Source organism: Labedaea rhizosphaerae, from assembly GCF_004362825.1.
GTDB classification, from domain to species: Bacteria; Actinomycetota; Actinomycetes; order Mycobacteriales; family Pseudonocardiaceae; genus Labedaea; species Labedaea rhizosphaerae.
Window position 1 is genome coordinate 159,999 of record NZ_SNXZ01000005.1, and the last position, 24,663, is coordinate 184,661.

A 24,663-nucleotide genomic window follows, 5' to 3' on the forward strand; every position below is an offset into this window, starting at 1 on the left:
CTCCTGTCGGTGTGGTGGGGTGACGACCGGACTAGCCGACCAATGGCTGTCCGAAGTAGACGTCCGCGCCCGGAACCCCGGGCAGCACGAAGAAGTAGCCGCCCCCGAACGGGGCGATGTAGTCGGTCAACGGCTCATCGGCCAAACGCTCCTGCGTGGCCTCGAACTGCCGGCCGATGTCCTGCTGGAAACACGTGAACACCAGCCCCATGTCCAGGTTCCCCGCGCCATCGACACCGCGGTCGTAGTTGTAGCCACGCCGCAGGATCCGGCTGGCGTCGGTTTCCGCGGTACGCGGGTTCGCCCGGCGGATGTGACTGGTCAACGGGATCACCGAGCCGACCGGATCGGCGTGGTAGTCGGGCAGGTCCGACTCGACCGAACCCGACAACGGCGCACCGGTGTCCTTGCGCCGCCCGAACATGTTCTCCTGCTCGCTGAGGGAGACCCGGTCCCAGAACTCCACCAGCATCCGGATCAACCGCACCACAAGGTATGTGCCATCGGCCGCCCACCCGGGCTCCCCCGCGCCCGCCCACACCAGACGGTCCATTTCGGACCCATTGGTGACATCGGGGTTCGCCGTGCCGTCCTTGAAGCCCATCAGGTTGCGTGGCGTGCCCGACGGCCGGGGCGGGCTGATGAACCCGTCGATGCGCCACCGCACCTGCATCCCGCCGCGTGTGGCACGCATGATGTCCCGCAGGGCGTGCAGCACGCTGTCGTTGTCCACCGCGCTGATCTGCAGCAGCAGATCCCCGTGGCACCACGCGGGATCCAGGGAGTCGTTCGCGAACACGCGCATCGGCTTCAGGTGCGCCGGCTTGCGGTCGGCGAGGCCGTAGCGGTGGTCGAACAGCGACGCGCCGACCGCCACCGTCACCGTTGCGCCGCCCGGGATCCGAGGGCCGAGCACGCCGGAATCCGCGGGTGGGCCCGCGATGCCCTCCGGCGCCGGTGATCCGCCCGCGCTGAGGAACCGGGCACGATCGGTGATCGTGCGCAGCAGCGCGACGAGCCCGGCCCGGTCCGGGGCGATCACGTCGAAGGAGACGAACGCGACCTGCCGGGCGGGTGGGGCGAGCACGCCGGCCTGGTGCGTGCCGTGGAAGGCGAGGGAGGCGGGGCGGGCAGGCTCGGCCCCGGCCGAGCCGGTGAGCAGCCCGGCGCCGGCCCCGGCCAGGCCGCCGAGCAGGAACGTCCGCCGCGAGTGGCTCACGAGGTCCTCCTCGGTGCGCAGATCACGGCGATCGGCGCGAGCTTCTCGACGAGGTCGCCGACGCTGCCGTTGAGCCGGGCGCGATCGGCGCGGGGCAACGATCCCAGCGGCCGGTACGGCCGCAGCCCGGCCAGCAGCGAAGCCAGCCGGGCCATCCCGGAGTCCACTTCGGACAGCCGCGGGTACCGCGTGGTGAGCACCAGCCGCAGCACGCCGACCAGTTCCTTGGTGGCGTCCAGCGACGCTGCCACCTCGGCGAGTTCGCTGTGGCTGCCCTGGTCGGCGCCGCCGGTCAAGGTCTCCCGATCGACGTCCTCGAAGATCTCGTGAGCCCGCAGGCCGAGGTCGCGCGGGTCGATCTGGCTGCGCGGGAAGGACTTGCGCAGCGCTGCGACGTCCGCCGCGAGCTTGTCGGCGACCGGCGTGAGCTGCTTGGCCGACTGGCCGTGCCACAGGCCGTGTTCCAGCCGGCGGAAGCCGGTGAAGCCGGGATCGGCGACACCGCGCGGCAACCCGCCGGGATCACCGTCGATGGCGCCGTCGGCGTCGCCGAACGCGCCGTAGGCCGCGCCGAGGCGCACGTAGGCGAGGTGCGCGGGCAGCCAGGCCGACCGCGCCTTGCCCAGGTCACCGGCCCGCACGGCGTCGCGCAGCTCTGTCGTGCGGCGCACCAGGGTGGTCAGGCCGGTCGTGACGTAGCCGGTGTACTGCTCGAGCGGGCCGGCCAGGTCGTTCGCGGTGACCGGCACGACGCCCGCCGGACCGGGCGGCCCGGCGACGTGCACGACCGGGCCGGTGATCGGGCTGACGTCCTCCACACCGCAGCGGATCGCGTAGTCCCCGCCGCCGAGCACCACCCGAAGCGGCCTGGTCAGACCCGCGCCGAGCCCCTCGAGTTCGCCGTGGACGGCGCCGGACGGGATCGCGACCACCTCGACGTCGGTCGCGGCGGTGCCGCGGTTGACCACCTGCACGGTCTGGTCCCCCGCGTGTGGTGCCCAGCCCTTGCCGCAGTTGCTCGTGCCCGCGACGACCGGCTCGGCGGCGGGCGCAGCGGCGGGCGCAGCGGCGGGCGCGGGCGGCGCACCACCGTCGCGTGCGAAGACCAGCACGCCGGCCACGACGGCGGCCGCCACCGCCACCACGCCACCGGCCAGCAGGCGGCGCCGGGTCGGGTGCGTGCTGGACAAGTGGGAGCCTCCCGTCGCTCGGCCGCCGAACCTACGGCACAACTCACCACCTGAAAAGAGCCGACGGCGGGTCAGACCGGACAGTGGGTGCATCCCGTGGTTCGGAAGTCAACATACGGACGGCGGGAGCGTCCACAAAGACTCGTTCACAGCTCGCCCGCAGACGTTCACCCGCCGGTCATGTGATGCCCTGAACTGGGAACTAGTGCGCCAGAAGTCCGATTTCGCGGGCCCGGCTCACCGCCTCGGTGCGGTTGGCGGCGTCGAGCTTGCCGAGGATCCGGGCGACGTGCGTGGCGACCGTGTTGGTGCTGATGAACAGTTCCTCGGCGATCTCCGGATTCGACCGGCCCAGCGCCAGCACCCGCAACACCTCCAGCTCCCGGCTGGTGAGCCCAGAGTCGTTGCGGGCCTTGGGTTCGAGGTCGTCCAGCCGGGCGCGGACGACCAGTTCGTCGACGCGGGCGAGCAGCGGCGCGGCCCGCAGCGAAGCCGCGAGCGCGCGCGCCTCGTGCAGCCGGGACCGGGCCCCGGGCCGGTTGTTGGACGCGATCGCCACGGTCGCGCCTTCGGTCAACGCGAGCGCTGTCTGGTACGGGACGGGGAGCTCCCGCCAGGCGGCCGCGGCCCGGTCCCAGGCGGACAACGACGAGTGCTCGGCGACGGCCGCCAAGGTGCGAAGGGTCGCGGTGCGTTCGGCGACGGAGGGTGGCACCGACTCGGCCAGGCCGGTCAGCGCGCCAAGCCGCTCGGCGACCGCCTGCCGCTGGCGGGGCGCCGCGACGCGCCGGGCTCGCTGCACCCAGCCGCCCGCCACGGCGAACCGCAGCCGCTCCTCGGTCGGCCAGTCGGCGGCCCCCTCCAAGTGCCGGCCGACGAGCCGGTCGGCCAGCACCAGGTCTCCCTGGTCCACCGCCGACGCAATCTGGAGGATCAGGGATCCCACGAACGCCTCGACCGCGCGGACGCGCCGGCCGAACTCGCCAAGCGGCCGCATCAGCTCCTCGAACCGCTCGGTCTCACCGCGGCACTGCGCGATCTCCGCCGCGCACAGGCGCAGGAACGCCGCGTACAGCGGCGGCGGCTGCTCGGCGAGGGCGTCCTCCGTGAGGGCAACGGCCTCGTCCCAGCGGCCGAGCGCGGTCAATATGTACGCCTCGGCCGCGGTCAGCATGCTGCCGCGCGATCGCGTCATGCCCATGCGTTCCGCGGCGCGCCGCCCGGTCCGGCTGAGCTCGAGCGCTCGGTCGGTCCGCCCGGCCGCGTTCTGCACCGACGACTCCCACTGGTACGAGGTGAGGTAGGTCGCCTCGTCACCCACGGCGGCGGCGAAGGCCCGCGCTCGCGTGTAGAGCCGTGCGGATTCGTCCGGGTCCCCGCGCTCGCCCTCCACCAGGGCGAGCACGAGCAATGCGTTGGCACGCAGCCCGTCGTCATCGAGCCGGTCGGCGATGGCCAGGGCCGCGTCCCCGTACCGCTTGCTCTCGGCCAGCCGGTAGTCCACGGCCCACAGACCACCGAGAAGCGCCAGCAGCCAACCGCGCAGGGGGTCCGCCGAGCCCTCGGGAACGAGGGCGAGGGCGCGTTCCAGCTCCGGCTGCCCGCGTCCGTCGACGCGGTTGCGGGACTGACCCACGTACCCCAGCACCAACGCGATCCGCTCCGGGTCCACGGCGGGATCGAGCTCGGTGAGCGCCGCCTGGCCGTGCTCGATGCCGGTGGCCGGCTTGCCCGCGGCCACCGCGACCCCGGCGGCGGCGATGAGCACGTCGGCGTGCGCGACGCCGAGGACCGCGGTTGCACCGTCCACTTCGGACCAGCGGGCCAGCACCAGCTCCAGCAGGTAGAGCTGTTCGTCGTAGGCCTTCTGCCGGCCCGCGAGCGCGGCGGCGTGCCACGCCGCGGGCAGCGCCTTGGCCCACTCACCGGCGGCCGCCCAGTGCTGGGCGCAGGCCACGCCGGCGGTCACGTCGGTGTCGTAGCGGCCGAGGACGGTGGCGTACTGGGCGTGCACGTGACGGCGCACCGACGGGAGCGCGGCGTCGTAGACCGCTTCACGGATCAGGTCGTGCCGGATGCGGTAGCCGGTCACGTCGGCGACCACCAGCTCCCGCTCGACCAGCTCGGTGATCACCGGGTGCCAGTCGGCCCCGGGCACCGCCGTCAGCTCGCCCAGCAGCTCGTCCGGCACGGTCGCGCCCGCGACCGCCAGCGCGGTCAGGCCCTGGCGGGCGGGCGGTGAGAGGTCCGCGACCCGGTCGAGCAGCAACGCGCGCAGATCGCCGGCCGGCTCCTCATCCGTGTTGGCCAGCGCCTCGACGAACAGCGGGTTGCCGCCGCTGCGCCGGTGGACGCGGTCGTCGCGGCCGGGCTCCGGCGGGCGACCGAGCGCCGCGAGCAGCAGCGCCACCTGCGCGCGGGCCAGCGGCCCGAGGTCGATGCGGGTCACCTCGGCGCGCCGGCCGAGCTCGGTGAGCAGCTGCCGGTTCGGGTGGGTGCGAGCCAGATCGGTGCGCACGGTCCCGATGAGCAGGACCGCGCCCGCGAGGTTGCGGGCGAGGTAGGCGAAGAGTTCGCGGCTGGACGCGTCGGCCCACTGCAGGTCCTCGACGACGAGCACCACCGGTCGCGTGCGGGCCACCTCGGCCACCAGGTTCAGCAGCTCTTCGAGCACCCGGGTCCGGCCGTAGCGCTCGGGTGCGGGCCCGAGGCCGGGCAGCCAGTCGGCGAGCGCGGTGCCGTCGGCGGGCAGCAACGCGACGACCTGATCGCGCCCGAGCCGGCGCACCAGCTCACGCACGACCGCGACGAACGGCACGTACGGCGCACCGTCCGCGCCGAACTCCAGGCAGCCACCGGACAGCACGAGCGGCTCCCCCGCCAGCTCGGCCACCACTGTGGACACCAGGCGTGACTTGCCGATGCCCGCCTCGCCGCGGACCAGGACCGTGCCCGCGCGGCCCGCGCGCGCCCGGTCGAAGGCAGCCGTGATCGCCGCTCTTTCGGCCTCGCGGCCGACGAACAGCGGGCTCACCACCGACGTCTGCATCCTCCGTAGCCCCCATAACCCGGATCGGATGTCACCAACTTTGACGACGACAGCCTCCCACGCCGTTGACAGGCTGAGCTGGTCGATTACCGAGGCAGTCGGAAGGACTCCCCACGATGAGCACCAAGCGCAAGGTCGTCGCGAACATCAGCCTCTCGCTCGACGGCCGCATCGCCGGCCCCGGCGGCGAGTACGACATGGGCTGGATCGTCCCCCACGCCATCACCGACGGCTCCCGCGCGCACATGGTCGAGGTCACCAGCCCGGCGACCACGGCGTTGCTCGGCCGCAAGAACTACCAGGGCTTCGGTGGCTTCTGGCCCGCGGTGGCCGACGACGAGAACGCCGATCCCAAGGACCGCGCGTTCTCCCGCTGGCTCAACGAAGTCGAGAAGGTCGTCTTCTCCACCACGTTGACCACAGTGGACTGGGAGAATGCCCGCCTGGCCACCGAGGACCCGGCGGCGACGGTCAAGCAGCTGCGTGAGCAGGACGGCGGCGACATCGTCGTGCTGGCGAGCACCAGCGTCATCACCCAGCTCCTGGACGCCGGCGAGGTGGACCGGCTCAGCGTGACGCTCTGTCCCGAGCTGGTCGGCGGCGGTTCACGGCTGTTCACCGACGGCCAGGCGGCGTCGTGGACGCTGACCTCGTCCACCGCCACCGAGAGCGGCGCGCTCTGCCTGGTCTACGACCGAGTGGAGAAGTAGCCCGATGGCCACCCTGATCGTCTGCAACATCATGTCCCTGGACGGCTACTACGCCGACGCCACGGGCAACCCGCTGGTGCTGCCGATGGACGGCGCGTTCGACCGGCACAACCTGGCGGTGCTCAGCGGCGCCGACCGGATCCTGCTGGGGGCGAACTCGTACCGGATGTTCATGGGCTTCTGGCCGGCCCAGGCCACCAACCCGGAGGCGGGCGAGACGCACCGGGCGTTCGGCGAACTGTACGGGCGGCTGCCCGTGTCCGTGATCTCGGACTCCCTCACCGACGAGGACGTCGCGCCGTGGCGGGAGCAGACGACCGTGGTGCCACGGGACGAGGCGCAGTCGCACGTGAAGGGCCTGTCCGGCACGGTCGCGGTGTTCGGCAGCCGGGTCACGTGGACGTCGCTGCTGGCGGCCGGCCTGGTCGACGAGGTGCACTTGGTCGTGGGCGCCACCGTGCTGGGCGGCGGGACGCCGCTGTTCACCGAACCGGTCACCGGTCTCACGACCGCGGGCGTCGAGCGGCTCGACGGTTCGGACAACGTGTTGTTGCGCTACCGCGCAACCTGACCACTGGGGGTTCGGATCGCGCCGCCTATCCCCCCAGGCGGCGCGGTCCGGCGTCACGATCGATCGAGGAGGACTTGTGGGAACTGTGATCATGCACCACGTGGTGTCGGTGGACGGCTTCATCGCCGACGAGCACGACAACGTCGGACCACTGTTCGACTGGTACACCAGCGGGGACACGCCGGTGACCGAAACCGACGAGTCCAGAGCCGGGAACGACACCCGGGTCTCCGCCGCCTCGGCGCCCTACGTCCGGTCGATGTGGGCGGGGATCGGCGCGATCGTGATGGGCCGCAACCTGTTCGACCTGACCAACGGCTGGGAGGGCCGCCCGCCCGCGGGCGACCACGTGGTCGTGGTGTCCCACCGGCCCAAACCCGAGGGCTGGCACCCCGAGGCGTCCTACCACTTCGTCGACAACGTGAAGGACGCCATCGCCAAGGCGCAGGAACTCGCCGGCGACCGGATCATCGCGGTCAACGGCGGCGAGGTGGGCGGTCAGATCCTGGCCGCGGGCCTCGTGGACGAGGTGGCGATGGACGTGGTGCCGGTGGTGTTCGGATCGGGCAAGCGCTACTTCGGCGGCATCGACACCCAGCACCTGCTGGAGGACCCGCACGTGGTCATCCAAGGCGACCGCGTGCTGCACCTGAAGTTCAAGGTGCGCCGGTAGTTCGGCGGCGCGACAGCCCGCCGACCAGCAACTCGAGGCCCAGCGCCAGCCGGCGCCGCATGCCGTCGGCGTCGGCGAGGTCCAGTTCGAGGCCGTGGGTGAGCGCCATGATGATCTCGGCGACCTCGGTGGGCTTCGCGTCCGCCAGGGTGATCTCACCCCGGTCGGCCGCGCTGGTGATGGTGTCCGCCAGCAGCTCGCGGACCTGGCCGGTGAACTCCTCGACCGCGCCACCGGACAACCGCGCGCTCTCGTCCAGCAGCTCGGCCGCGTGCGGGCTCTCGCGCACCAGCCGCAGCGTCAGCTCCAGCTTCGCGCCCAGCACCTGCTGCAGCCGCGTGGCCAGCGGTCCCTCCGACATCGCCGCCGCGGTGGCCTGGACCAGCGCGGCGCCGAAGAGGCGGTTGGCCAGCCGCAGGAACACGTCGTCCTTGTTCTTCACGTACTGGTACACGGCCGGGCGCGACATCCCGGCCGCGGCGGCGATGTCGTCCATCGTGGTCCGCCGGATGCCGTGCCGGGTGAAGCTCGCGTAGGCCGCGTCCAGGATCCGGTCAATCGGCTCGTCGGGCATGGTCACGAATATCGCATGGCACGCCCGAGGCCCGCGCCAGCACCTCCAGCACGGTGTCCACGAGCAGGGTGACCTTGTACTTCGTGCCCGGCAGCGGGGTGCACCGCTGCTCGGCCAGCCGCGCCGCCGCGACCAGGGTGTCCTCGTCGGCGTGCGCACCGACCAGGGCGGCTTCGACCTCCGGCAACCGCAACGGCGTGCGCGCGACGCCACCCACGGCGACCCCGGCCGCGGTGATGACGCCGTCCTGGTCGAGCTCGAGTCGCGCCACCGCCTCCACCAGCGGCCACTCGGCGTGGGCCCGGGCAATAGCTCGGTGGTACGAGCCGTGCTCGGTCGCGAACGGCGGCGGGAGCACCACCGCCAGCAGCACCTCACCCGCCGCCAGCTGGTGATCATGGCTGGGGTCGTCGCTGTAAAGCTCGGCGACCGGCACCGCGTCCCGTCCATGAACCTCGACCTTCGCGTCGCACGCCAGCAAGGCCACCGCCATCGACGACGGATGCGGTGCCACGCAAGGGCTTTCGTCGATCACGACCGAGTACAGGTGATCGCCTTCGCGGGCCGGGCACCCGTCGCCCCCGCTCTGGAAGCAGCTGAACGCCGGGTTGCGGTAGTACCAGCACCGGTTGCGCTGCAACAGGTTCCCGCCGATCGTGGCCACCGCGCGGATCTGCGGCGTGGCCAGGGCGCCAGCCGTCGCGGCCAGCGCCGGGTACGCGTCGCGAAGCTCGACCGCCACCTCCGCGACCGTGGTCATCGCGGCAATGCGCACGGACCCGTCCGGGCGCCATTCGATCCCCCGCATTCCCGGCACCACGCCGAGGTCGACGAACGGCCCGGTCGCGCGGCCGACGCCGCGCCGTGCCATCACGTCGGTCCCGCCCGCGCGCGGCTCGCCGCCGTGGGCCAGCGCGGTCGTCAGTGCTGTCGTCACTGCCTCGATGCTCATGCGTGGATCCCTTCGAGCAGGCGGTCGGGGCGGATGGGCAGGTCGAGCGGGCTCCACCCGGTGGCGTTGCGCACGGCGTTGCCGATCGACGCGGCCACGCCGAGGGTCGCCAGCTCGCCGAGGCCGATGCCGCCGCCGGTCACGTGGTCCCAGCCGTCCTGGTGGAAGTGGACCTCGATCTCCGGCGTGTCCCCGATGCCGGGGATGCGGTAGTCCTCGAGGTTGTCGGTGAGCACGACGCCGGTGGCCGGGTCGAGGTGGCGCTGCTCGTGCAACGCGAAGCCGACGCCCTGGATGATCGACCCCGCGCACTGGCTGTAGGCCAGCCGCTCGTTGTAGACGCGCCCGGCGGCGATGCCCGCCCAGACCCGCGTCACCCGGGTCTTGCCGAGCCGGGTGTCCACCTCGACCTCGGTCACGTGCACCGCGCCGCTCATCCCCCGGCCCACGGCGACGCCGTTCATCGCGAACGGCGTGAGGTAGCCGCGACGGTCCCGGTGGCGTTTGCCCCGCACCCGGAGCCCGTTCGCTTGGTCCAGCCTGTCCACAATGGATCCACGCTCGACGCCGAGTTCCTTGCGCAGCAACCGGGCCGCGTCGTGCACCGCGGGCGCCACGGACGTGGTGGTGCGGCTGCCACCGGAGGTCGGCCCGTGCGCCGCGGTCGTCCGGCCGATCTCGACGCGAACGCGGTCGGCGGGCAGGCCGAGCTCGTCGCGCAGCACGCCGGTGATCACCGAGCGGATGCCGGTCCCGATGTCCTGCACCGTGTTCCGGGCGACGACGACCCCGTCGACCACCTCGAGCTCCACGGTGGTGCCCGGGTCGAGGAAGTACATCCAGTTCCCGGCGGCGACACCGACACCGCGCCGGAACCGGCCCGTCTGGGCGCCCGGCGCGGGCCGGTCCGCCCACACGGGAAGACCCGATGCCCAGTCGTACAAGGCGTGCCGCTTCTTGTTGCCGTCCCAGCGCCTGCGCAGCGCGATCGGGTCCTCGCCCAGGCGCACCGCCATCTCGTCGACCGAACGCTCGACCGCCCACGCCATCGGCGGCCCGCCGGGACCGCGGAACGGCGAGCCCGGCGACTGGTTGGTGATCACGTCGAAGTCCCGCAGCCGGCGCGGCGCGGTGCCGTACACCAGCCGGCCGAGCGCCGCGACCCCCGACCCGATCGCGACCCCGCCGTCGCCGTGGGTGTCCATGGTCAACGCCGCGAGCTCGCCCTCGTCGTCGGCCAGCAGCTGGACTTCGGTGTGGGTGCCGGGCCGGTAGCCGGTGGTCGTCAGCTCCTCGGACCGGTCGAACACCACCCGCACGGGCACGCCGTGCGCCTTGGCCAGTTCCACCGCCGCGATCGCCTCGACCGTCAGGCCCGTCTTGGCGCCGAAGCCACCGCCGACGTGCTCGGCCACGACCCGGACCTGGCCCTCCCCCAGCTGCCAGCGCTTCGCCGCCCGCTCCGCGACCTCACCCACGGCCTGAGTCGACATGTGCAGGACCAGGCTGCCGTCGGGTTGCCAGGCGGCGACGCAGCCGTGCGGCTCGAGGCAAGTGTGCACCTGGACCGGCGTCGTGAAGGTGGCCGAGAAGAGCTTGGAATCATTGCGGCCCTTGGCTTCCTCGATCCGCTTGACCGCCGTGCGACTGCGCCAGCTCATCGAGGACGGGCCACGGACGTTGCCGCGCCAGGAGGTGGGCAACACGGGCACGCCCTCGCCCGAGTTCGGCGCCGCCTTGCGTTCGGGCTTCGTCGGATAGATCACCGGCGCGCCCGGCGCTTGGGCGTGCTCGACGTCGACCGCGGCCGGTCGCCGCTCGTACTCGACGACCACCTGCTGGGCCAGCTCCGCGGCTTGCGCCCGGGTCGCGGCCGCGACCGCGGCGATCGGCTGGCCGAGGTAGCGGACCACGCGGTCGGCGCCGAGCAGGTCCACGAGCACGGTGTCGGCGGGCGCCTTCACGGACCGGACCAGCGCGTGCGCGCTCGCCGAGCGGACGATCGCCCCGTCGAGCTGGTCGGGCAGTTGGACGTCGGTGGTGTAGCGGGCCCGGCCGGTCACCTTCTCCATGGCCTCCACCCGGGGTGGCCGCGAGTCGTCGGCCTCGACGGTGTCGTGCGCGCCGGTGCAAGCCGCGGCGATGGCGTCGTAGATCCCGTCGTAGGCGCCGCACCGGCACAGGTGCCCGGCGAGCGCCGCCGCGATCTCCTCACGCGACGGCGCGACATCGCCGTGCTCGGCCCGCCACGTGTCCACGAACGCGGCGCCCTCCACCACGAAGCCCGGGGTGCAGTAGCCGCACTGCAATCCGTCGTGCGCGGCGATCGCGCGCTGCACGGGGTGCGCCAGCCCTTCGACGGTGGTCACCGACTTGCCCGCCAGCGCCGCCGCCGGCAGCAGGCAACTCGCGACGGGTGTCCCGTCGAGCTGCAGGGTGCACGCGCCGCAGACACCCGCCCCGCACACGAGCTTCGTCCCGGTGAGGCCCAGCTCGTCGCGGATCACGTCGACCGCGGGCCGGTCGGGATCCGTGCTCACCTGGTGCTCGGTGCCGTTGACGGTGATGCCGATGCTCGGTTCTGACATGCTGACATAGTTAACCTATTTTGTCAGGACGTCAATCGACACCTGAGAAGAAGATCAGGGTCGACTCAGGGACTGGCCCGATGCCCTGGAACACCGCCGGCCAATACCGTCGGCGCGTGCCACTCATCGAGACCCGAGCGCTGCAGAAGCGCTACGACAACGCGGTGACCGCCCTCGCGGACCTCACCGTGACGATCGAACCCGGGGTGGTCGGACTGGTCGGGGTCAACGGCGCGGGCAAGAGCACGCTCATCAAGCTCGCGCTCGGCCTGCTCGAACCCACCGGCGGCAGCATCCGCGTCCTGGACCTGGACCCGGTGCGCGACGCCGAGAAGGTGCGGGCGCGCGTCGGCTACATGCCCGAGCACGACTGCCTGCCACCCGACATGATCGCCGCGGAGTTCGTCACCCACATGGCCCGCATCAGCGGGCTGCCCGCCGCCATGGCTCGCGATCGAGCCTCCGAGACCCTGCGCCACGTCGGCCTCTACGAGGAGCGCTACCGGCGCATCGGCGGCTACTCCACCGGCATGAAGCAGCGCGTCAAGCTCGCACAGGCGCTCGTGCACGACCCGGAGTTGCTGCTGCTCGACGAGCCGACCAACGGCCTCGACCCGGCCGGGCGGCGCGCGATGCTCGACCTCGTGCACCGCATCGGCACGGAGTTCGGCATCTCCGTGGTCGTCTGCTCGCACCTGCTCGGCGAGATCGAGCGGATCTGCACCTCGCTCGTCGCGATCGACGCCGGCCGGCTGCTCCGATCGGCCACTTTGGACTCGATGACCCAGGTCCGGGACCTGGTCGTCGTCGAGGTGGACGAGGACGTCAACAAGCTCGCCGCCGCGCTCACCGCCACCGGGCTGGACGTGCGCCGCCACGAGGATCGCGCCCTGCTGGTCCAGGCGGACAGCGACGCCGTCTACGACACGATCCGCGACACCGTCGCCGATCTCGACCTGGCGCTGCACCGCGTCGAGCGCCAGCGCCACCAGGTGGCCGACCTCTTCCGCGACCTGCCGAGGACAGAGGAGGAAACCCGTGTCGTCAATGCCACAGCCTAGAACCGGTGTCATCCACGACATCGGCTACCAGCGTTACGAGGGGCCACGCCTGGGCCGGGGGTACGCGGCCCGGTCGCTGTACGTCCACAGTGTCCGGTCGAGCTTCGGGCTCGGCCGCAGCGCGTGGGCCAAGGTGCTGCCCATCGGCCTGCTCGGCATGGCCAGCATCGCCTCGCTGATCCTCGTGGTGATCAACACCCAGCTGCCCGAACCGGTGCTGGACTACGCGGGCATCGCGTCCACGTTCACTTACGCGGCCACGGTTTTCGTCGCGATCGTCGCGCCGGAACTGGTGTCGGTGGACCTGCGCACCAACCTGTTGCAGCTCTACCTGTCCCGGCCGATCCGCCGCTCGGACTACGCCCTGGCGAAGCTGGCGGCTCTCGCGACAGCGACGTTCGTGCTATTCGCCGTGCCGATGCTCATCATGTTCGCCGGCATGGCGTTCAGCACCGACGACGGCATCGCCGGCGTCTTCGACGAGTTGGGTGGTCTCTGCGTCGGCCTGCTCGCCGCCGTCGTCCACGCGGCCCTGCTCGCCGCGATCGCCCTGCCCCTGGCGTCGCTGTCGGGCCGGCGGGTGTTCGCGTCCGGGATCATCATCGCGGTGTTCCTGCTGACCGCGCCGGTGTCCGCCGCGCTGGAGGCGTTCAGCTACGACAGCGCCGCCGGCCACCTCGCCGGTCTCATCGACCCGTCCCGGCTGCTCGCGGGCGTGGACCAGTGGCTGTTCGGCGTGGACCTCAGACTGGTGAACGTCGGCGGGTTCGGCGCGGTGTACGGGCTTTTGACCGTCGTGCTGATCGTGGCCGGCACCGCTTGCGCACTGTGGCGCTACCGGAAGGTGAAGTCGTGAGCACCGTGGAACTGACCGCCGTGTCCCGCTGGTACGGCAACGTGGTGGCGGTCAACGACGTCACCCTGACCATCAGCCCCGGCGTGACGGGTCTGCTCGGCCCGAACGGCGCCGGGAAGACCACCGTGCTGCACCTCATGGCCGGGTTGCTCGCGCCGTCGCAGGGCACGGTCACGATCGACGGCAAGCCCGCGTGGCGCAACCCTGAGATGTACCGGGACCTGGGGCTGGTCACCGAGCGGGAGAGCGTGCCGGGCTTCCTGACCGCGTGGGAGTTCGTGCTGGCCAGCGCCAAGCTGCACAAGCTGCCCAATCCGGAAGAGGCCGCCCGTCGCGCGCTCGCGATCGTGGAGTTGCACGACGCGCAGGACCGGCGCATCTCCACGTACTCCAAGGGGATGCGCCAGCGCACCCGCGTGGCCGCCGCCCTCGTGCACGACCCGACCGTGCTGCTGCTCGACGAGCCGTTCAACGGGATGGACCCTCGGCAACGCATGCACTTGATGCAGCTGCTCCACAAGATGGCCGACGAGGGCCGGACGATCCTGTTCAGCTCGCACATCCTCGAAGAGGTCGAGCAGCTGTCCGGGACCGTGCAGGTGATCGTGGCCGGCCGCCTCGCCGCGTCCGGCGACTACCGCCACATCCGGCGCCTCATGACCACCCGGCCACACCAGTTCAGCATCACGTCCTCGAACGACCGGCTGCTGGCGACCGTCCTCATCGGACAGCCGTCGGTGTCGGGGGTGAGCCTCGAACGCGACGCCGTGCAGGTCCAGGCCAGCGACTACGGCACGTTCACCCGAGCCCTGGCGAAACTGGCGCGCGAACAGGACATCCGGCTGACGTCCGTCCTGCCGTCCGACGAATCCCTCGAGATGGTCTTCTCCTACTTGGTGGCGACATGAACCCGACAATCATGCGGCTGACCGCGCGGGCCCTGCTCGGGCGCCGGCGGGTGCTGCTCCTGCTCCCCATGCCCCTCTTGCTGATCGGCATGACGGTCATCGGCGTCACGTCCGGAGCCTCGGACGACGAGTGGGGTCCGCCCGTGCTCGGGAACCTCGGGCTCAGCGTCATCCTGCCGTTGACGGCGTTGGTCGTGGCCAGCAGCGTGCTCGGGCTGGAGATCGACGACGGGACCATCACGCATCTGCTGACCAAACCGTTGCCCCGTCGAGAGATCATCCTCTCGAAGCTGGCCGTCGCCTGGGCGGTCACCTCTGCGGCTACCGCGGTGCCGTTGGCTCTTGCGGCGTTGATCGCCGGGTCTGGGGCGCTGGCTGTCGGGATGGTGGTGGGGGCTACCTTTGCCAGCCTTGCTTATTGTTCGTTGTTCTTGGCTTTGTCGTTGTTGACCAAGCGGCCTGTTGCTGTGGGGCTCGTTTACATCATGTTGTGGGAGAATCTGCTGGTTGGGTTTGTTGCCGGGGCGCGGGTGTTCAGTGTTCGTCAGCATGCCACGGCTATTGCTGATGGTATTGGGGGTACTCCTTTGCTCAGCGCTTCTGTGTCTGTGGCTACTGCTTTGATTGTGTCTGCCGTGTTTGTTGTGGTGGGGGTTGTGGGGGCTACTCGGCGGCTTGGTTCTTTTGCTTTGACTGGGGAGGCTTCGTAATCGGGTTCTCAACCTCGGGCTTGAGTGTTTAACACGAGGATTCCAGCGTCAAGGGCGCCTGCGGCGTCGCTTCGCGATCGGCTTCGCCGACCCTTGACCCTGGCCTCCTCGTGTTAAAGGGCGCCCGGACGAGGTTGAGGGGGCGGTGTGGTGTTCGCTCTTTCGTGGGTTTGCGTTGCCGGGCTGCGGTGGCGTTGTTGGGCTTTTTCGTTGCGCCATTTGGTCGCATGTTGTGGTATGATTGGGTTATGGATCTGGGGGAGCTTCAGTCGCTTGTCGCCGAACGGCGGCGGCTTGACTTGGCGATCCTGGATGCCATTTCCGTAGTGGACTGGCGTGAGTCCGGGTATCTGCATTTGTGGCAGTTTCTGATGGACGCGCTGCGGGCGACTCGACGCGAAGCCAAGCAGTTGGAGACCCAGGTTTCGCTGCTGTGCCCGAAGGTGGGGATCACGGGTCAGGTGATCCCGGCGCAGCTTCCTGTCGCCCGTGCGGTGATGGCTGAGGGCGCGATCGCTACTGAGCACGTCACCCGGATCGCGAAGACGGTCGCCGCGGTGCCCGCCGAGCACGCCGACCAGGTCGAGGCGGATCTGGCCGAGTTGGCGCGGGAGTTCAACCCCGCTCAGCTCGCCCGCCTGGGCAAGCGCATGGTCGACGCCCTCGACCCGGATGGCGCCAAACCTGCCGACCCCACCGTGGTCGAAGCCCAGAACATCCTGGACTTGCAGGAGTGTGAGGACGGCTCGCTGGAGGGCCGGTTCACGTTGGGCGCGGAGACGGCTGCGGTTCTGCGGCCTCTGCTGTCGTCGTTGACTGCGCCGCAGCCCGGTGATGACCGCACGCTGGTCGAGCGTCAGGGTGATGCGTTGGCCGAGGTGATCCGCTTCGCCGCCGACTCCGGTCAGGCCCCGATGGAGGGTGGCGAACGCCCGCACATCGCGGTCACGGTCTCCCTGGAGACCTTGCAGACCGCGATCGGCAAGGCCACCCTCGACGACGCCCGGTGGATGACTCCGGAGCAGGCCCGCCGCTTTGCTTGCGACGCCGAAATCATCCCGGTCGTGCTCGGCACGAACTCGCAGCCGATCGACATCGGCGAATCCAAACGCCTAGCCGACAAACGATTGCGTAGAGCCCTGGCCATCAGAGACAAGGGATGCGCCGTCCCCGGGTGTGAGCGAACACCGAACCAATGTCAGGCTCATCACGTACAACATTGGGCTGACGGCGGTCCTACGAGACTGGACAACATGGTGTTGGTGTGCCAGTTCCACCATCGCCTGATCCACCATGCCGGGTGGCAAGTCCACATGGATAACGGCCAGCCCGTCTTCACCAAACCACCCTGGGCACAAACCGCCGCTTGACCCTCGGGCGGCGGCTGGACGCTGCCCGAGGCTGCCACCAGCGAGACCAAGCAAACGTGGCGTGCTGGGTTCGGTTTTACACGGGGCACGGCGGCCATACGCTGTCCGGCAAGCAAGGGCAGCACCGCCTGCCCCTTGTTTCGCGCTTGCTGGCCGCCGTGGGGGTCCCCGTGTCAAACCGAACCCACCCCACAGGGCCACCACCGGTTACCGGTTGCTGCTATCGGCTGCCGGCCCCGCGCTCGGCTGCGCGCCCCGATGCTGACCGCACGCTCCACTGCTGTCCCCGCGCGGCCGCGCAGGGTCAGGGTTGCCAAGCAATTGCTGGAGGCGCGCACTTGAGGCTGGACAACTCGAGCCCGAGGTCGAAGGCCACCAGGCCGCTAGGAACCCACAGGTCGATAGCCGGAACACAGCACCCGAAGCCAGTCGATCACCCCGCCCCGAGTCGTGTAAAACGCTTGCTGTTCAACAAGATGGTCCAAGCCGTCGCGCTGCACCAGCAACCGGTACCCCACCCGGCGGCAGTCGGCTACCGCATCGGAACTCACCGAGCAGAGCGACACGATCCGCCGTCCGGGGCCGAACCACCGGCCGAGGATGATCTCGTCGACCTCCGTCGGCGAGGTTCCGGTCCAGTGGCGGCCGGGGGTGAGCGCAGCGAAGTCGATCGACGGGGCCAAGGTGGCTTGCAGCGCCGCGGAGTCCTGCGCTGCCAACGCTCGGGCGAACAGCTCGCCCTCAGTAGCTGAACGTAGTAACTGGCTCATCACCGATCCATTCCCACAGTGGCACGGTCCCGCCCAGCGACGCGTTGGCCACCACGTTCTCCGCCGACAGGTGCCGTGCGTTGAAGCAGATGGGGCACACCAGGTACCTGCCACCCGCGGCCTCGTACCGCTTCACCAGGTCGGCCAGCGGCGGGCAGCCCTCGCATGCCGTCGCCTGGGCGAAACCGTCCAGGGCCAACCGGACCGCTTCCTTGGTCAGGAACATCATCGTCGGGCGCTGGTCTTCCGCGGCGCCCACCGCGACGAGGAAGGCCACCGTGACCTTCTCCGGGTCCTCGAGACCGGTGGTGAGGCTGATCGCTGCACGGGTCCGCATGCCAACTCCTGTCCGCGTTCGGGTACCCGGACAGCGTCAGGCAACGACCACCACCGAAGCATGGGGCGCCTGCCTCATCTTTCCGGCGGGAACGCCCCGGTCAGGCCGTTCGACAAGGCGAAGAGGCCGGCGCCGGTCCGGTTGGTCACCCCGGCCTTGGTGTAGATGTGCTCCACGTGGTTGCGCACGGTCTTCTCGCTGATCGACAGCAACCGTGCGATCTCCCGGTTCGCCCGGCCACCGGCGACCAACCGCAGCACCTCGACCTCCCGCGCGGTCAACCCGGCGGGATACGGCGCGCGGCGGCGGACCTGGTGCCCGGCGGCGCGCAACACGGCCTCCACGGCCTCGGCGTCGAGCACCGCGTCGCGGGCCTGGGATCGCACCACCTCCGCCGCCCGGGCAGCGTCATAGGCGGGTCGGTGCGGACGGTCTTCCCCCAGCGCGTGGTACGTGTCCGCGGCGGCCAGCAGGCGGGCCAGCGGTTCCAGCGACGCACCCGCGGCGCCGAGCGGGTAGCCCGAACCGTCCAACCGCTCGTGGTGCGCCGCCGCGATCGCGGCCACCTGGCCGAGCCCTGGCACCCGGCGCAGGATCCGCCCGGTCAGGTACGGGTGCAGCCGCACCCGCTCCCACTCGGCGGCCGAGCGGGCCCGGCTTCTCCCACAACGTGTTGGGCACACCCATCCGGCCGAGGTCGTGCACGAGTGCCGCCCGCCGGACCAGGCGCACGTCCGAATCGGACAGTCCGCGGCCGTGCGCGGCGGCGGCCGCGAGGGCGGCGACACCACGGGAATGGCCGATGGTGAAGGGGCACTTGAGGTCGACGAAATCGCCGATCGCGGCCAGCAGCTCGTCCAGTTCGTCCTCGCCGAGCACCTGGTCGTTGTCCGGGGCCTGCCGCAACGCCGTGGTCCACACGTCGTCTTCGAAGTCGACGAGCGTGCCCGAGAACGCGGCGACCACCTGCGGATCGAACTGGGTCGCACTGCGTTCCTTGGCCATGGCCATCGCCGCCTCGACCCCACCGTGGCGCCAGTGCACCTCGGCGACTTCGGCCAGGTGCACCACGCGCATCTCGATCGGGATCTGTTCGCCGTGCAGCCCGGCGGGCAGCCCACTGCCGTCCCAGCGCTCGAAGGCGGCGACCAGCGCGGCGCGCACCGGCTCCCCCAGCCCGAGCCGGTCAGACAGGCAGGCCGCCGACGTGCAGTGGGAGTGGATCAGCTCGGCCAGCCGTCCGCGGGCGTTGACGAAGAACGCGGCCGCCGCCCTGCCCCGGTCCACCGGCCCGCGGCCCTGGCCGACGTGGCTGGCGAGCATCCGCAGGAACGGCAGACCACGCCAGTCCACCTCGTAGGTGTCCGCCCGGAATGCGATGTCGTCGCCGAACCAGCGGGCCAGCTCGTGGGAGTCGGCGTGGCAGCCGATCCAGGCGACGAGGTTGGCGTAGAAGACCGTGCCGCGCTGCTGCTCGTCCAGACCGAGCCGCTCGGCCAGCCGCGCCGCGATGATGCCGGAGCGCAGCATGTGCTCCATCGGCTGCCCGAGCCCGAGGTCGATCGCGAGCGACAGCGCGGCGAGCACCTCGGCGCGACGGGGTGCGCGCTGGTCCATCGGCTCAGGCTGCCAGCCAGGACGGCCGGTGAGCAGGGTCTTGCGTCTCTTGTCGACCCCATGCAAACGCGCGCTAGCCGAGGGTGCCGACCTTCTGCAGGTAACAAGTGCCGCACATGGACTCGTAGCCGACCTCGCCGTCGATGGCGACCTGGCTGCCCGCCTGCGTGAACTCACCGTTGACCGTGCGGGCGTTCAGCGTCGCCTTGCGGCCGCAGCGGCAGATGGTCTTGAGCTCCTCGATGGAGTGCGCGAGTTCCATCAACCGCAGGCTGCCGGGGAAACCCCGGGTGCGGAAGTCGCTGCGCAGGCCGTAGGCGATCACGGGGATGCCGTCGAGGACCGCCAGCCGGAACAGATCTTCGACCTGGGTGCCGGTGAGGAACTGGGCCTCGTCGACCAGGATGCAGTCGGGGGCGCCCGCGCCGAGCACGGCGTCGCGCAGGACGGTGTCCGGCTCGACCACCAGGTCCACCTCGCGCGCCACGCTGATCCGCGACAGCACCGCGGGGCTCTTGGTGTCGATCGCGGGCTTCACCACGAGCACGCGCTGCCCGCGCTCCTCGTAGTTGTGCGCCACCTGGATCAACGCCGTCGACTTGCCGGAGTTCATCGCCCCGTACCGGAAGTACAGCTTCGCCACGGCGACACACAGTAGCGCCTGGCCACACCGGCCCGTGGGCGTCCCGCCACCGCCACCGGGGCGCCGGTAGGGTCCTGCCGAACGCGCCGACCGGTGAGGAGGACTCGTGGCTGACGAGCCCGCGGTGACCACCACCACGGACATGAATCCGAAGGAAGGCAACCGCAAGGCCCACGACGTCGTGCGCCTTGCCATGGTCATCGCCGCCCTCGGTGTGGTGTTCGGCGACATCGGCACGAGCCCGATCTACACGCTGCAGACCGTGTTCAGTCCTGACGACCCGCACCCGGTCCCGGTCAGCACGGACAACGTGTTCGGCGTCGTCTCGCTGATCTTCTGGTCCGTGATGATCATCGTCACGGTGAGCTACGTGTTGCTCGCCACGCGCGCCGACAACGACGGCGAGGGCGGCATCATGGCGCTGATCACCTTGCTGCGCCGGCTGGGCGGCAACCGAGGCCGGCGCGGCGCGCTGATCCTCGCGGGCCTGGGCATCTTCGGCGCGTCGCTGTTCTTCGGCGACAGCATGATCACCCCGGCGATCTCGGTGCTGTCCGCCGTCGAGGGCATCGAGGTGGTCCAGCCCTCGATGGCCACGTTGGTCGTGCCGATCACGGTGGTGATCATCGTGGTGCTGTTCCTCTTGCAACGCAAGGGAAGCGGCGCGGTCGGCCGGGTGTTCGGGCCGATCATGGTGGTGTGGTTCGCCACCCTCGCGGTGTGCGGGATCGGCGGCATCGTGCGCCACCCCGGCATCCTCGCGGCGCTCTCGCCCACGTACGCGGTGTCCTTCGTGGCCGGTCACTTCGGCATCGGGTTCTTCGCGCTCGCCGCGATCGTCCTCGCGGTGACCGGCGCCGAGGCGCTCTACGCCGACATGGGCCACTTCGGCCGTCCGTCGATCGTGCGCGCGTGGCTGTTCGTCGTGCTGCCCGCGTGCATGCTGAACTACTTCGGCCAGGCCGCGCTGATCATCGCCAACCCGAAGAACGCCGACAGCCCGTTCTTCCTGCTGGCTCCGAGCTGGGCGCGGCTGCCGTTGGTGCTGGTGGCCACCGCGGCCACCGTGATCGCCTCGCAGGCGGTCATCACCGGCGCGTACTCGGTGACCTCGCAGGCCGCGCAGCTGGGCTACCTGCCCCGGCTGCGGATCGCGCACACGTCGGAGTCGCAGATCGGGCAGATCTACGTGCCGTTCGTGAACTGGCTGCTGCTGGCGACGGTGCTGACGCTGGTCTTCGCGTTCCGGACCTCGGCCGCGCTCGCCGCGGCGTACGGCATGGCCGCGACGGGCACCATCACCATGACCACGCTGCTGTTCTTCTACGTGGCGCGGGTGAAGTGGGGCACGCCACGCTGGATCCTCGTCGTGGGTGGCGGGCTGTTGCTCGCCGTGGACCTGCTGTTCGTCTCCGCGAACCTGACCAAGCTGGCGCACGGCGCGTGGCTGCCGCTGCTGATCGGCCTGACCATGTTCACGGTGATGACGACGTGGCAGCGCGGGCGCGAGATCGTCACGGCCAAGCGCGAGCAGGAAGAGGGCGCGCTGCGGGAGTTCGTGCGGGAACTGCACGACTCCGAGGACATCCAGACCGTGCCCGGGACGGCCGTGTTCCTCAACCGCGGCAAGGTGACCACGCCGCTGGCCCTGCGCGCGAACGCCGAGCACAACCACGTCCGCCACCAGCACCTGCTGATCGTCTCGTTGGAGACCGAGCCGGTGCCGAGGGTCGCCGACGCCGACCGCACCACCATCGACGACCTCGGTTACGCCCACGACGGGATCACGCACGTGACCGCGAAGTTCGGCTACATGGAGACGCCGAACGTGCCGGACGCGCTCGCCGGCCTGAACGCGTCGGACACCGAGGGCAAGCTCGACCTGGCCGAGGCGTCGTACTTCCTGTCGAAGATCGAACTGCGCCGCGGCGACCAGCCCTCGATGGCCGGGTGGCGCAAACGCCTCTTCATCGCCACCTCCTACATCACCGCCGACGCGGCCGAGTACTTCAGCCTGCCCCGCAGCCAGACGGTCATCATGGGCTCCCACATCGACGTGTGAGCCGGCGAGTCAATGCTGCTGGTGCTCGATGCGGCGGGTGTTGGCCACCAGGACCTCGGTCGTGCGGTGGACCCAGTCGAGGATCACCCGGGTCTCGGCCTCGGTGTAGTTGGCCATCACTTTGGCGAGGTCCTCGCCGAACGGGATGAAGGCTGACGCCATCAGCGCGTCCATGCGTTCGTTGGGCAGCAGCCGCACGACGACCTTGCGGCGGTCGTCGGGGTCGGGCACGCGCTCGACGTAGCCCGCCTTGCCGAGGCGGTCGATGAGGCGGGTGACCGCGCCCGTGGTCAGGCCGGTGCGCTCGCCGATCGCCCCCGCGGTCACCGGGCCCAGCTGCTTCAGCAGATCGATGCACTTGCGCTCGACCGCGCTCAGGCCCAGCAACCGGCCCACCGCCTCGTGGAACACGACGAGGGCCGTCGCGAACTCGCGGCCCAGGCCCACCGCGGCCGCGGGGTCGATCGGCTCGGGTTGCGTCATGGCCACAGCTTACCTTACTGTTGCATCATCTTAGTAGGCGTAAGAATGCGCTGTGCAGAGAAATGGGTGTGATCGTTGTGCGCAAGGCGGCCCAACTGCTGCTGATGATCGCCAACCTGGCGGTCGACCTGCTGTTGCCGACCGTGGTGCTGGTCGCGCTCGCGCCGACCCACCTGCCGACGCCACTGCTGCTCTCCATCGGCGGCATGCTGCTGGCGGCCAAGGCGATCGGCGGCCCCGTCCACTCCCCCGGGTTCCGCTGGCGGCTCGCGCTCGTCGTCGCCGTCGTGCCCATGGCGGGCATGCTCGGCGGCTACGCGGCGGGCGTCGACGTCCGGCTCAGCATGGTCGTCGGCGCGGTCCTCTCCGGCGGCATCGTTGTGGGTGACCTGCTGCGCAAGGGAAAACGCAAGCTGGACACGTTCGCGTTCGTCGTGCTGGCCGAGGTGGTCGCCGGCATCGTGCTGACGTCGATCAGCGGCGACGCGCGGTTCGTGCTCGCCCGCATGTCGATCTACCTGGCGATCGGGGGCGTCATCGTGCTGGCGACCACGTGGACCGAGCAGCCGTTCATGCGCACCACGCTGAAACCCGTTGCCGCACATGGCGATCCGGAACGCGCCGAGGCGTTCGACCGGTGCTGGGACCGCTCACCGCAGTTCCGGCTGCTGTACCGGTTGATGACCGCGGGGCTCGGCCTGGTGTTCCTCGTGGACGCGGTGCTGCGCATCGTGATCATCTACAGCCGGCCCGCGGATGCCGTGGTGGAGTCGTCGCTCACGTCGCAGATGCCGCTGATCGTCCTGCTCGTCGTCTGGTTCGCCGCCGGGCGCGGGCTGGCCGTGCCCCGCGCTCAGCGCATACTCGACGCGGAATGCGCTCAGAAGCCCAAAGCCTCGGCGTTGCGGTAGCTCACGGCCGCGTGCTCGGCGGGGCTCAACCGCGCCGCGGCCAGTTTCATCCGGGCCGCGGCCGGGGTGAGGAACGGCGCGTGCGTGCCCATCAGCAACCGGTGCGCCCCATGGGTTCGCACCGCGCGGCGCACGACGTCCGGCTGCTCGGCCAGAGACAGTTCGGCGAACACGGAGGACGGCGCGGCGGCGAGGATCGCGTCGAGCTCCGGTACGCGGGCACCGGCCACGATCATCGGCACCCCCGGCTCCGCGCGGGCCAAGGCCAGCGCGTCGGGCAAGGTCACGTCGGCAAGGCCGAGTTCGGCCGGGACGTTGCGCGGGTCGGCCACCCGCAGCTGCAGGATGAACACCAGGCCGGCCGCCCCACAGGCGCGTTTCACCGCCTCGGCACCACGCGCCGTGCGGACCCGCACCGCCGGACCGTCGGCCGAGAACTCCGCACCCGGCTCCACAATGGGCACCGGGGTGAAGAAGTCGCTGCTGGGCAAAGGAAACTCTGGACCACCGAACAGTGCCGGCATCGGGGACACCGCCGCTCGCACCACACCTTCGGCCCGCAGCAGCGCCTCCAACGAGTCCGGTGTGGACACCGAGGTCAATGGACCCGGGCCTACGAAGCAGCTGACGTCGATCACGACAGCCGACGGTACATCCGCAACGCATTCCCCTGCAGCACAAGGGCGCGTTGCTCGTCGGTGAGTTCCGCACCGAGCACTTTGGCCAAGGCGGTGGCCGGATCGCGGATCGGCACGTCCGAGCCGAACACCACCCGCTCGGCGCCCAGCGTGGCAACCGCGTGCGTGACCTCGCCGAGCACGGGGTCGCCGCCGCTGGTGTCCACCACGATGTTCGGGTACGGCGCGATGTCCGCCACGCCACGCCGGCCCGCCCCGCCCAGGTGCGCCATCTGGATGGTCAGGCCGGGGTGCCTGCGCGCCAGCTCGGTGACGTCGGCGGGCGTCGACTCGTCGGGCATGCGGTCGACGACCTTGTACCAAGCGTGCTGCAGCAACGGAACATCCAGTTCCTCCAGCCGCTCGGCGAGCACGTCCATCCGACGGTCCCCCGCGCGCACGGCGATCCACAGCTTCGCGCCGACGAACGGCCCGTCCACCACGTGCCGGGCCAGCTCGTCGAGCGAGGCCCGCGGGTGCTCGGGCGAGAGGTAGACCAACCCGGCCAGGGCCTCGGGATACCGCTCGACCGCGGCCGCCGTGATGGCGTTGGCGGCCCGCAGCTCGTCCGGGCCGGGGTGTTCCAGCAGGCTCGTGGTGCCCAAAGTGGACACCAGGGTCCGCTCGATGCCCAGCTCGGCGGCGGTTGCCACCAGGTCGTCGGCCAGGTCGGCCGAACGCCAGGGGAGCAAACCGCCGCCGAGGTGCCCGTGTGCGTCGATCACGGAACCC

General features: G+C 70.7%; 23 protein-coding genes and 2 pseudogenes. 10 read left to right on the top strand and 15 right to left on the bottom strand.

The annotated features are described in order from the left end of the window. Positions 1–31 precede the first annotated feature (31 nt). The 3 genes from EV186_RS27400 to EV186_RS27410 form a co-directional block, all read right to left on the bottom strand. Positions 32–1,219: a Dyp-type peroxidase gene (locus tag EV186_RS27400; protein WP_133852336.1), complete on the bottom strand. Its 1,188-nt coding sequence runs from the start codon at positions 1,217–1,219 to the stop codon at positions 32–34. Beyond that, complete coding sequence (locus EV186_RS27405; RefSeq protein ID WP_243754314.1) at positions 1,216–2,409, bottom strand: EfeM/EfeO family lipoprotein; 1,194 nt, start codon at positions 2,407–2,409, stop codon at positions 1,216–1,218. The genes EV186_RS27400 and EV186_RS27405 overlap by 4 nt, the downstream gene beginning before the upstream one ends. Positions 2,410–2,611: 202 nt before the next feature. After that, complete coding sequence (locus EV186_RS27410; protein ID WP_133852338.1) at positions 2,612–5,458, bottom strand: ATP-binding protein; 2,847 nt, start codon at positions 5,456–5,458, stop codon at positions 2,612–2,614. Positions 5,459–5,574: 116 nt separating this feature from the next. On the opposite strand from EV186_RS27410, the gene EV186_RS27415 reads away from it, so the two are divergent. The 3 genes from EV186_RS27415 to EV186_RS27425 all read left to right on the top strand — a co-directional run bounded on the left by EV186_RS27415 (position 5,575) and on the right by EV186_RS27425 (position 7,412). Continuing rightward, entirely contained in the window at positions 5,575–6,168 is a 594-nt protein-coding gene (locus EV186_RS27415) for a dihydrofolate reductase family protein (RefSeq protein ID WP_133852339.1), read from the top strand. Between the two features lie 4 nt (positions 6,169–6,172). After that, positions 6,173–6,739, top strand: a complete 567-nt coding sequence (locus EV186_RS27420; RefSeq protein ID WP_133852340.1) for a dihydrofolate reductase family protein — start codon at positions 6,173–6,175, stop codon at positions 6,737–6,739. A 76-nt stretch (positions 6,740–6,815) separates the two neighbouring features. Next, positions 6,816–7,412: a dihydrofolate reductase family protein gene (locus EV186_RS27425; RefSeq protein WP_133852341.1), complete on the top strand. Its 597-nt coding sequence runs from the start codon at positions 6,816–6,818 to the stop codon at positions 7,410–7,412. Here EV186_RS27425 and EV186_RS27430 read toward each other — a convergent pair. The 3 genes from EV186_RS27430 to EV186_RS27440 are packed head-to-tail and all read right to left on the bottom strand — an operon-like array spanning position 7,396 to position 11,526. Continuing rightward, entirely contained in the window at positions 7,396–7,986 is a 591-nt protein-coding gene (locus EV186_RS27430; RefSeq protein ID WP_133852342.1) for a TetR/AcrR family transcriptional regulator, read from the bottom strand. The genes EV186_RS27425 and EV186_RS27430 overlap by 17 nt on opposite strands. Next, the gene (locus EV186_RS27435) at positions 7,967–8,938 is read right to left on the bottom strand and encodes an FAD binding domain-containing protein (protein WP_133852343.1); all 972 of its coding nucleotides are present in this window, start codon (positions 8,936–8,938) and stop codon (positions 7,967–7,969) included. The genes EV186_RS27430 and EV186_RS27435 overlap by 20 nt, the downstream gene beginning before the upstream one ends. Next, the gene (locus EV186_RS27440; protein ID WP_133852344.1) at positions 8,935–11,526 is read right to left on the bottom strand and encodes a molybdopterin-dependent oxidoreductase; all 2,592 of its coding nucleotides are present in this window, start codon (positions 11,524–11,526) and stop codon (positions 8,935–8,937) included. The genes EV186_RS27435 and EV186_RS27440 overlap by 4 nt, the downstream gene beginning before the upstream one ends. A 116-nt stretch (positions 11,527–11,642) precedes the next feature. Between EV186_RS27440 and EV186_RS27445 the strand changes: the two genes are divergently transcribed. The 5 genes from EV186_RS27445 to EV186_RS27465 all read left to right on the top strand — a co-directional run bounded on the left by EV186_RS27445 (position 11,643) and on the right by EV186_RS27465 (position 16,431). Beyond that, entirely contained in the window at positions 11,643–12,587 is a 945-nt protein-coding gene (locus EV186_RS27445; RefSeq protein WP_133852345.1) for an ABC transporter ATP-binding protein, read from the top strand. Further along, a complete protein-coding gene (locus EV186_RS27450; RefSeq protein WP_133852346.1) occupies positions 12,574–13,443 on the top strand; it encodes an ABC transporter permease in 870 nt (289 codons plus the stop codon). The genes EV186_RS27445 and EV186_RS27450 overlap by 14 nt, the downstream gene beginning before the upstream one ends. Beyond that, a complete protein-coding gene (locus tag EV186_RS27455; RefSeq protein WP_133852347.1) occupies positions 13,440–14,351 on the top strand; it encodes an ABC transporter ATP-binding protein in 912 nt (303 codons plus the stop codon). Before EV186_RS27450 ends, EV186_RS27455 begins: the two co-directional genes overlap by 4 nt. Then, positions 14,348–15,061 (top strand): ABC transporter permease, encoded by a 714-nt coding sequence (locus EV186_RS27460; protein WP_133852348.1) that lies wholly within the window; start codon positions 14,348–14,350, stop codon positions 15,059–15,061. The genes EV186_RS27455 and EV186_RS27460 overlap by 4 nt, the downstream gene beginning before the upstream one ends. Positions 15,062–15,309: 248 nt before the next feature. Continuing rightward, a complete protein-coding gene (locus EV186_RS27465; protein ID WP_166659360.1) occupies positions 15,310–16,431 on the top strand; it encodes an HNH endonuclease signature motif containing protein in 1,122 nt (373 codons plus the stop codon). A gap of 383 nt (positions 16,432–16,814) precedes the next feature. Here EV186_RS27465 and EV186_RS27470 read toward each other — a convergent pair whose 3' ends face one another. The 6 genes and pseudogenes from EV186_RS27470 to EV186_RS27485 all read right to left on the bottom strand — a co-directional run bounded on the left by EV186_RS27470 (position 16,815) and on the right by EV186_RS27485 (position 19,798). Beyond that, positions 16,815–17,201, bottom strand: a complete 387-nt coding sequence (locus tag EV186_RS27470) for a hypothetical protein (protein WP_133852350.1) — start codon at positions 17,199–17,201, stop codon at positions 16,815–16,817. Then, positions 17,173–17,538 carry a DsrE family protein gene (locus EV186_RS27475; protein WP_133852351.1) on the bottom strand — a complete coding sequence of 122 codons (366 nt, stop codon included), beginning with the start codon at positions 17,536–17,538 and terminating at the stop codon, positions 17,173–17,175. The genes EV186_RS27470 and EV186_RS27475 overlap by 29 nt, the downstream gene beginning before the upstream one ends. Before the next feature lie 74 nt (positions 17,539–17,612). Then, positions 17,613–17,927, bottom strand: a complete 315-nt coding sequence (locus tag EV186_RS40210; RefSeq protein WP_279538333.1) for a response regulator transcription factor — start codon at positions 17,925–17,927, stop codon at positions 17,613–17,615. Positions 17,928–17,948: 21 nt separating this feature from the next. Next, positions 17,949–18,329 (bottom strand): annotated as a pseudogene (locus EV186_RS40725) (HD-GYP domain-containing protein); the annotation flags it as partial. Beyond that, positions 18,271–19,155, bottom strand: a pseudogene (locus EV186_RS40215) (HD domain-containing phosphohydrolase); the annotation flags it as partial. The pseudogenes EV186_RS40215 and EV186_RS40725, both read right to left, overlap by 59 nt. 73 nt (positions 19,156–19,228) lie before the next feature. Continuing rightward, on the bottom strand, positions 19,229–19,798 hold the full coding sequence (locus tag EV186_RS27485; RefSeq protein ID WP_133852352.1) for a thymidine kinase: 570 nt from the start codon (positions 19,796–19,798) through the stop codon (positions 19,229–19,231). Positions 19,799–19,904: 106 nt separating this feature from the next. On the opposite strand from EV186_RS27485, the gene EV186_RS27490 reads away from it, so the two are divergent. Beyond that, a complete protein-coding gene (locus tag EV186_RS27490; protein WP_243754315.1) occupies positions 19,905–21,860 on the top strand; it encodes a potassium transporter Kup in 1,956 nt (651 codons plus the stop codon). Positions 21,861–21,869: 9 nt separating this feature from the next. Here the strand turns inward: EV186_RS27490 and EV186_RS27495 are convergent, their stop codons facing one another. Next, positions 21,870–22,343 carry a MarR family winged helix-turn-helix transcriptional regulator gene (locus EV186_RS27495; protein WP_133852353.1) on the bottom strand — a complete coding sequence of 158 codons (474 nt, stop codon included), beginning with the start codon at positions 22,341–22,343 and terminating at the stop codon, positions 21,870–21,872. A gap of 62 nt (positions 22,344–22,405) precedes the next feature. Here EV186_RS27495 and EV186_RS27500 point away from each other — a divergent pair, with 62 nt between their 5' ends. Then, entirely contained in the window at positions 22,406–23,254 is an 849-nt protein-coding gene (locus EV186_RS27500) for a VC0807 family protein (RefSeq protein ID WP_133852354.1), read from the top strand. Here EV186_RS27500 and EV186_RS27505 read toward each other — a convergent pair. Together EV186_RS27505 and EV186_RS27510 are read right to left on the bottom strand one after the other, a co-directional pair. After that, the gene (locus EV186_RS27505; RefSeq protein WP_133852355.1) at positions 23,224–23,892 is read right to left on the bottom strand and encodes an amidohydrolase family protein; all 669 of its coding nucleotides are present in this window, start codon (positions 23,890–23,892) and stop codon (positions 23,224–23,226) included. The genes EV186_RS27500 and EV186_RS27505 overlap by 31 nt on opposite strands. Beyond that, positions 23,889–24,656 (bottom strand): amidohydrolase family protein, encoded by a 768-nt coding sequence (locus EV186_RS27510; protein ID WP_166659361.1) that lies wholly within the window; start codon positions 24,654–24,656, stop codon positions 23,889–23,891. The genes EV186_RS27505 and EV186_RS27510 overlap by 4 nt, the downstream gene beginning before the upstream one ends. Positions 24,657–24,663: the final 7 nt, after the last annotated feature.

Coding starts and splice junctions, on each gene's coding strand:
- EV186_RS27410 (WP_133852338.1), bottom strand. CDS start 5,458: ATGCAGACGTCGGTGGTGAGCCCGCTGTTCGTCGGCCGCGAGGCCGAA.
- EV186_RS27415 (WP_133852339.1), top strand. CDS start 5,575: ATGAGCACCAAGCGCAAGGTCGTCGCGAACATCAGCCTCTCGCTCGAC.
- EV186_RS27420 (WP_133852340.1), top strand. CDS start 6,173: ATGGCCACCCTGATCGTCTGCAACATCATGTCCCTGGACGGCTACTAC.
- EV186_RS27430 (WP_133852342.1), bottom strand. CDS start 7,986: ATGCCCGACGAGCCGATTGACCGGATCCTGGACGCGGCCTACGCGAGC.
- EV186_RS27435 (WP_133852343.1), bottom strand. CDS start 8,938: ATGAGCATCGAGGCAGTGACGACAGCACTGACGACCGCGCTGGCCCAC.
- EV186_RS27440 (WP_133852344.1), bottom strand. CDS start 11,526: ATGTCAGAACCGAGCATCGGCATCACCGTCAACGGCACCGAGCACCAG.
- EV186_RS27450 (WP_133852346.1), top strand. CDS start 12,574: ATGCCACAGCCTAGAACCGGTGTCATCCACGACATCGGCTACCAGCGT.
- EV186_RS27460 (WP_133852348.1), top strand. CDS start 14,348: ATGAACCCGACAATCATGCGGCTGACCGCGCGGGCCCTGCTCGGGCGC.
- EV186_RS27465 (WP_166659360.1), top strand. CDS start 15,310: ATGGATCTGGGGGAGCTTCAGTCGCTTGTCGCCGAACGGCGGCGGCTT.
- EV186_RS27470 (WP_133852350.1), bottom strand. CDS start 17,201: ATGAGCCAGTTACTACGTTCAGCTACTGAGGGCGAGCTGTTCGCCCGA.
- EV186_RS27475 (WP_133852351.1), bottom strand. CDS start 17,538: ATGCGGACCCGTGCAGCGATCAGCCTCACCACCGGTCTCGAGGACCCG.
- EV186_RS27495 (WP_133852353.1), bottom strand. CDS start 22,343: ATGACGCAACCCGAGCCGATCGACCCCGCGGCCGCGGTGGGCCTGGGC.
- EV186_RS27500 (WP_133852354.1), top strand. CDS start 22,406: ATGGGTGTGATCGTTGTGCGCAAGGCGGCCCAACTGCTGCTGATGATC.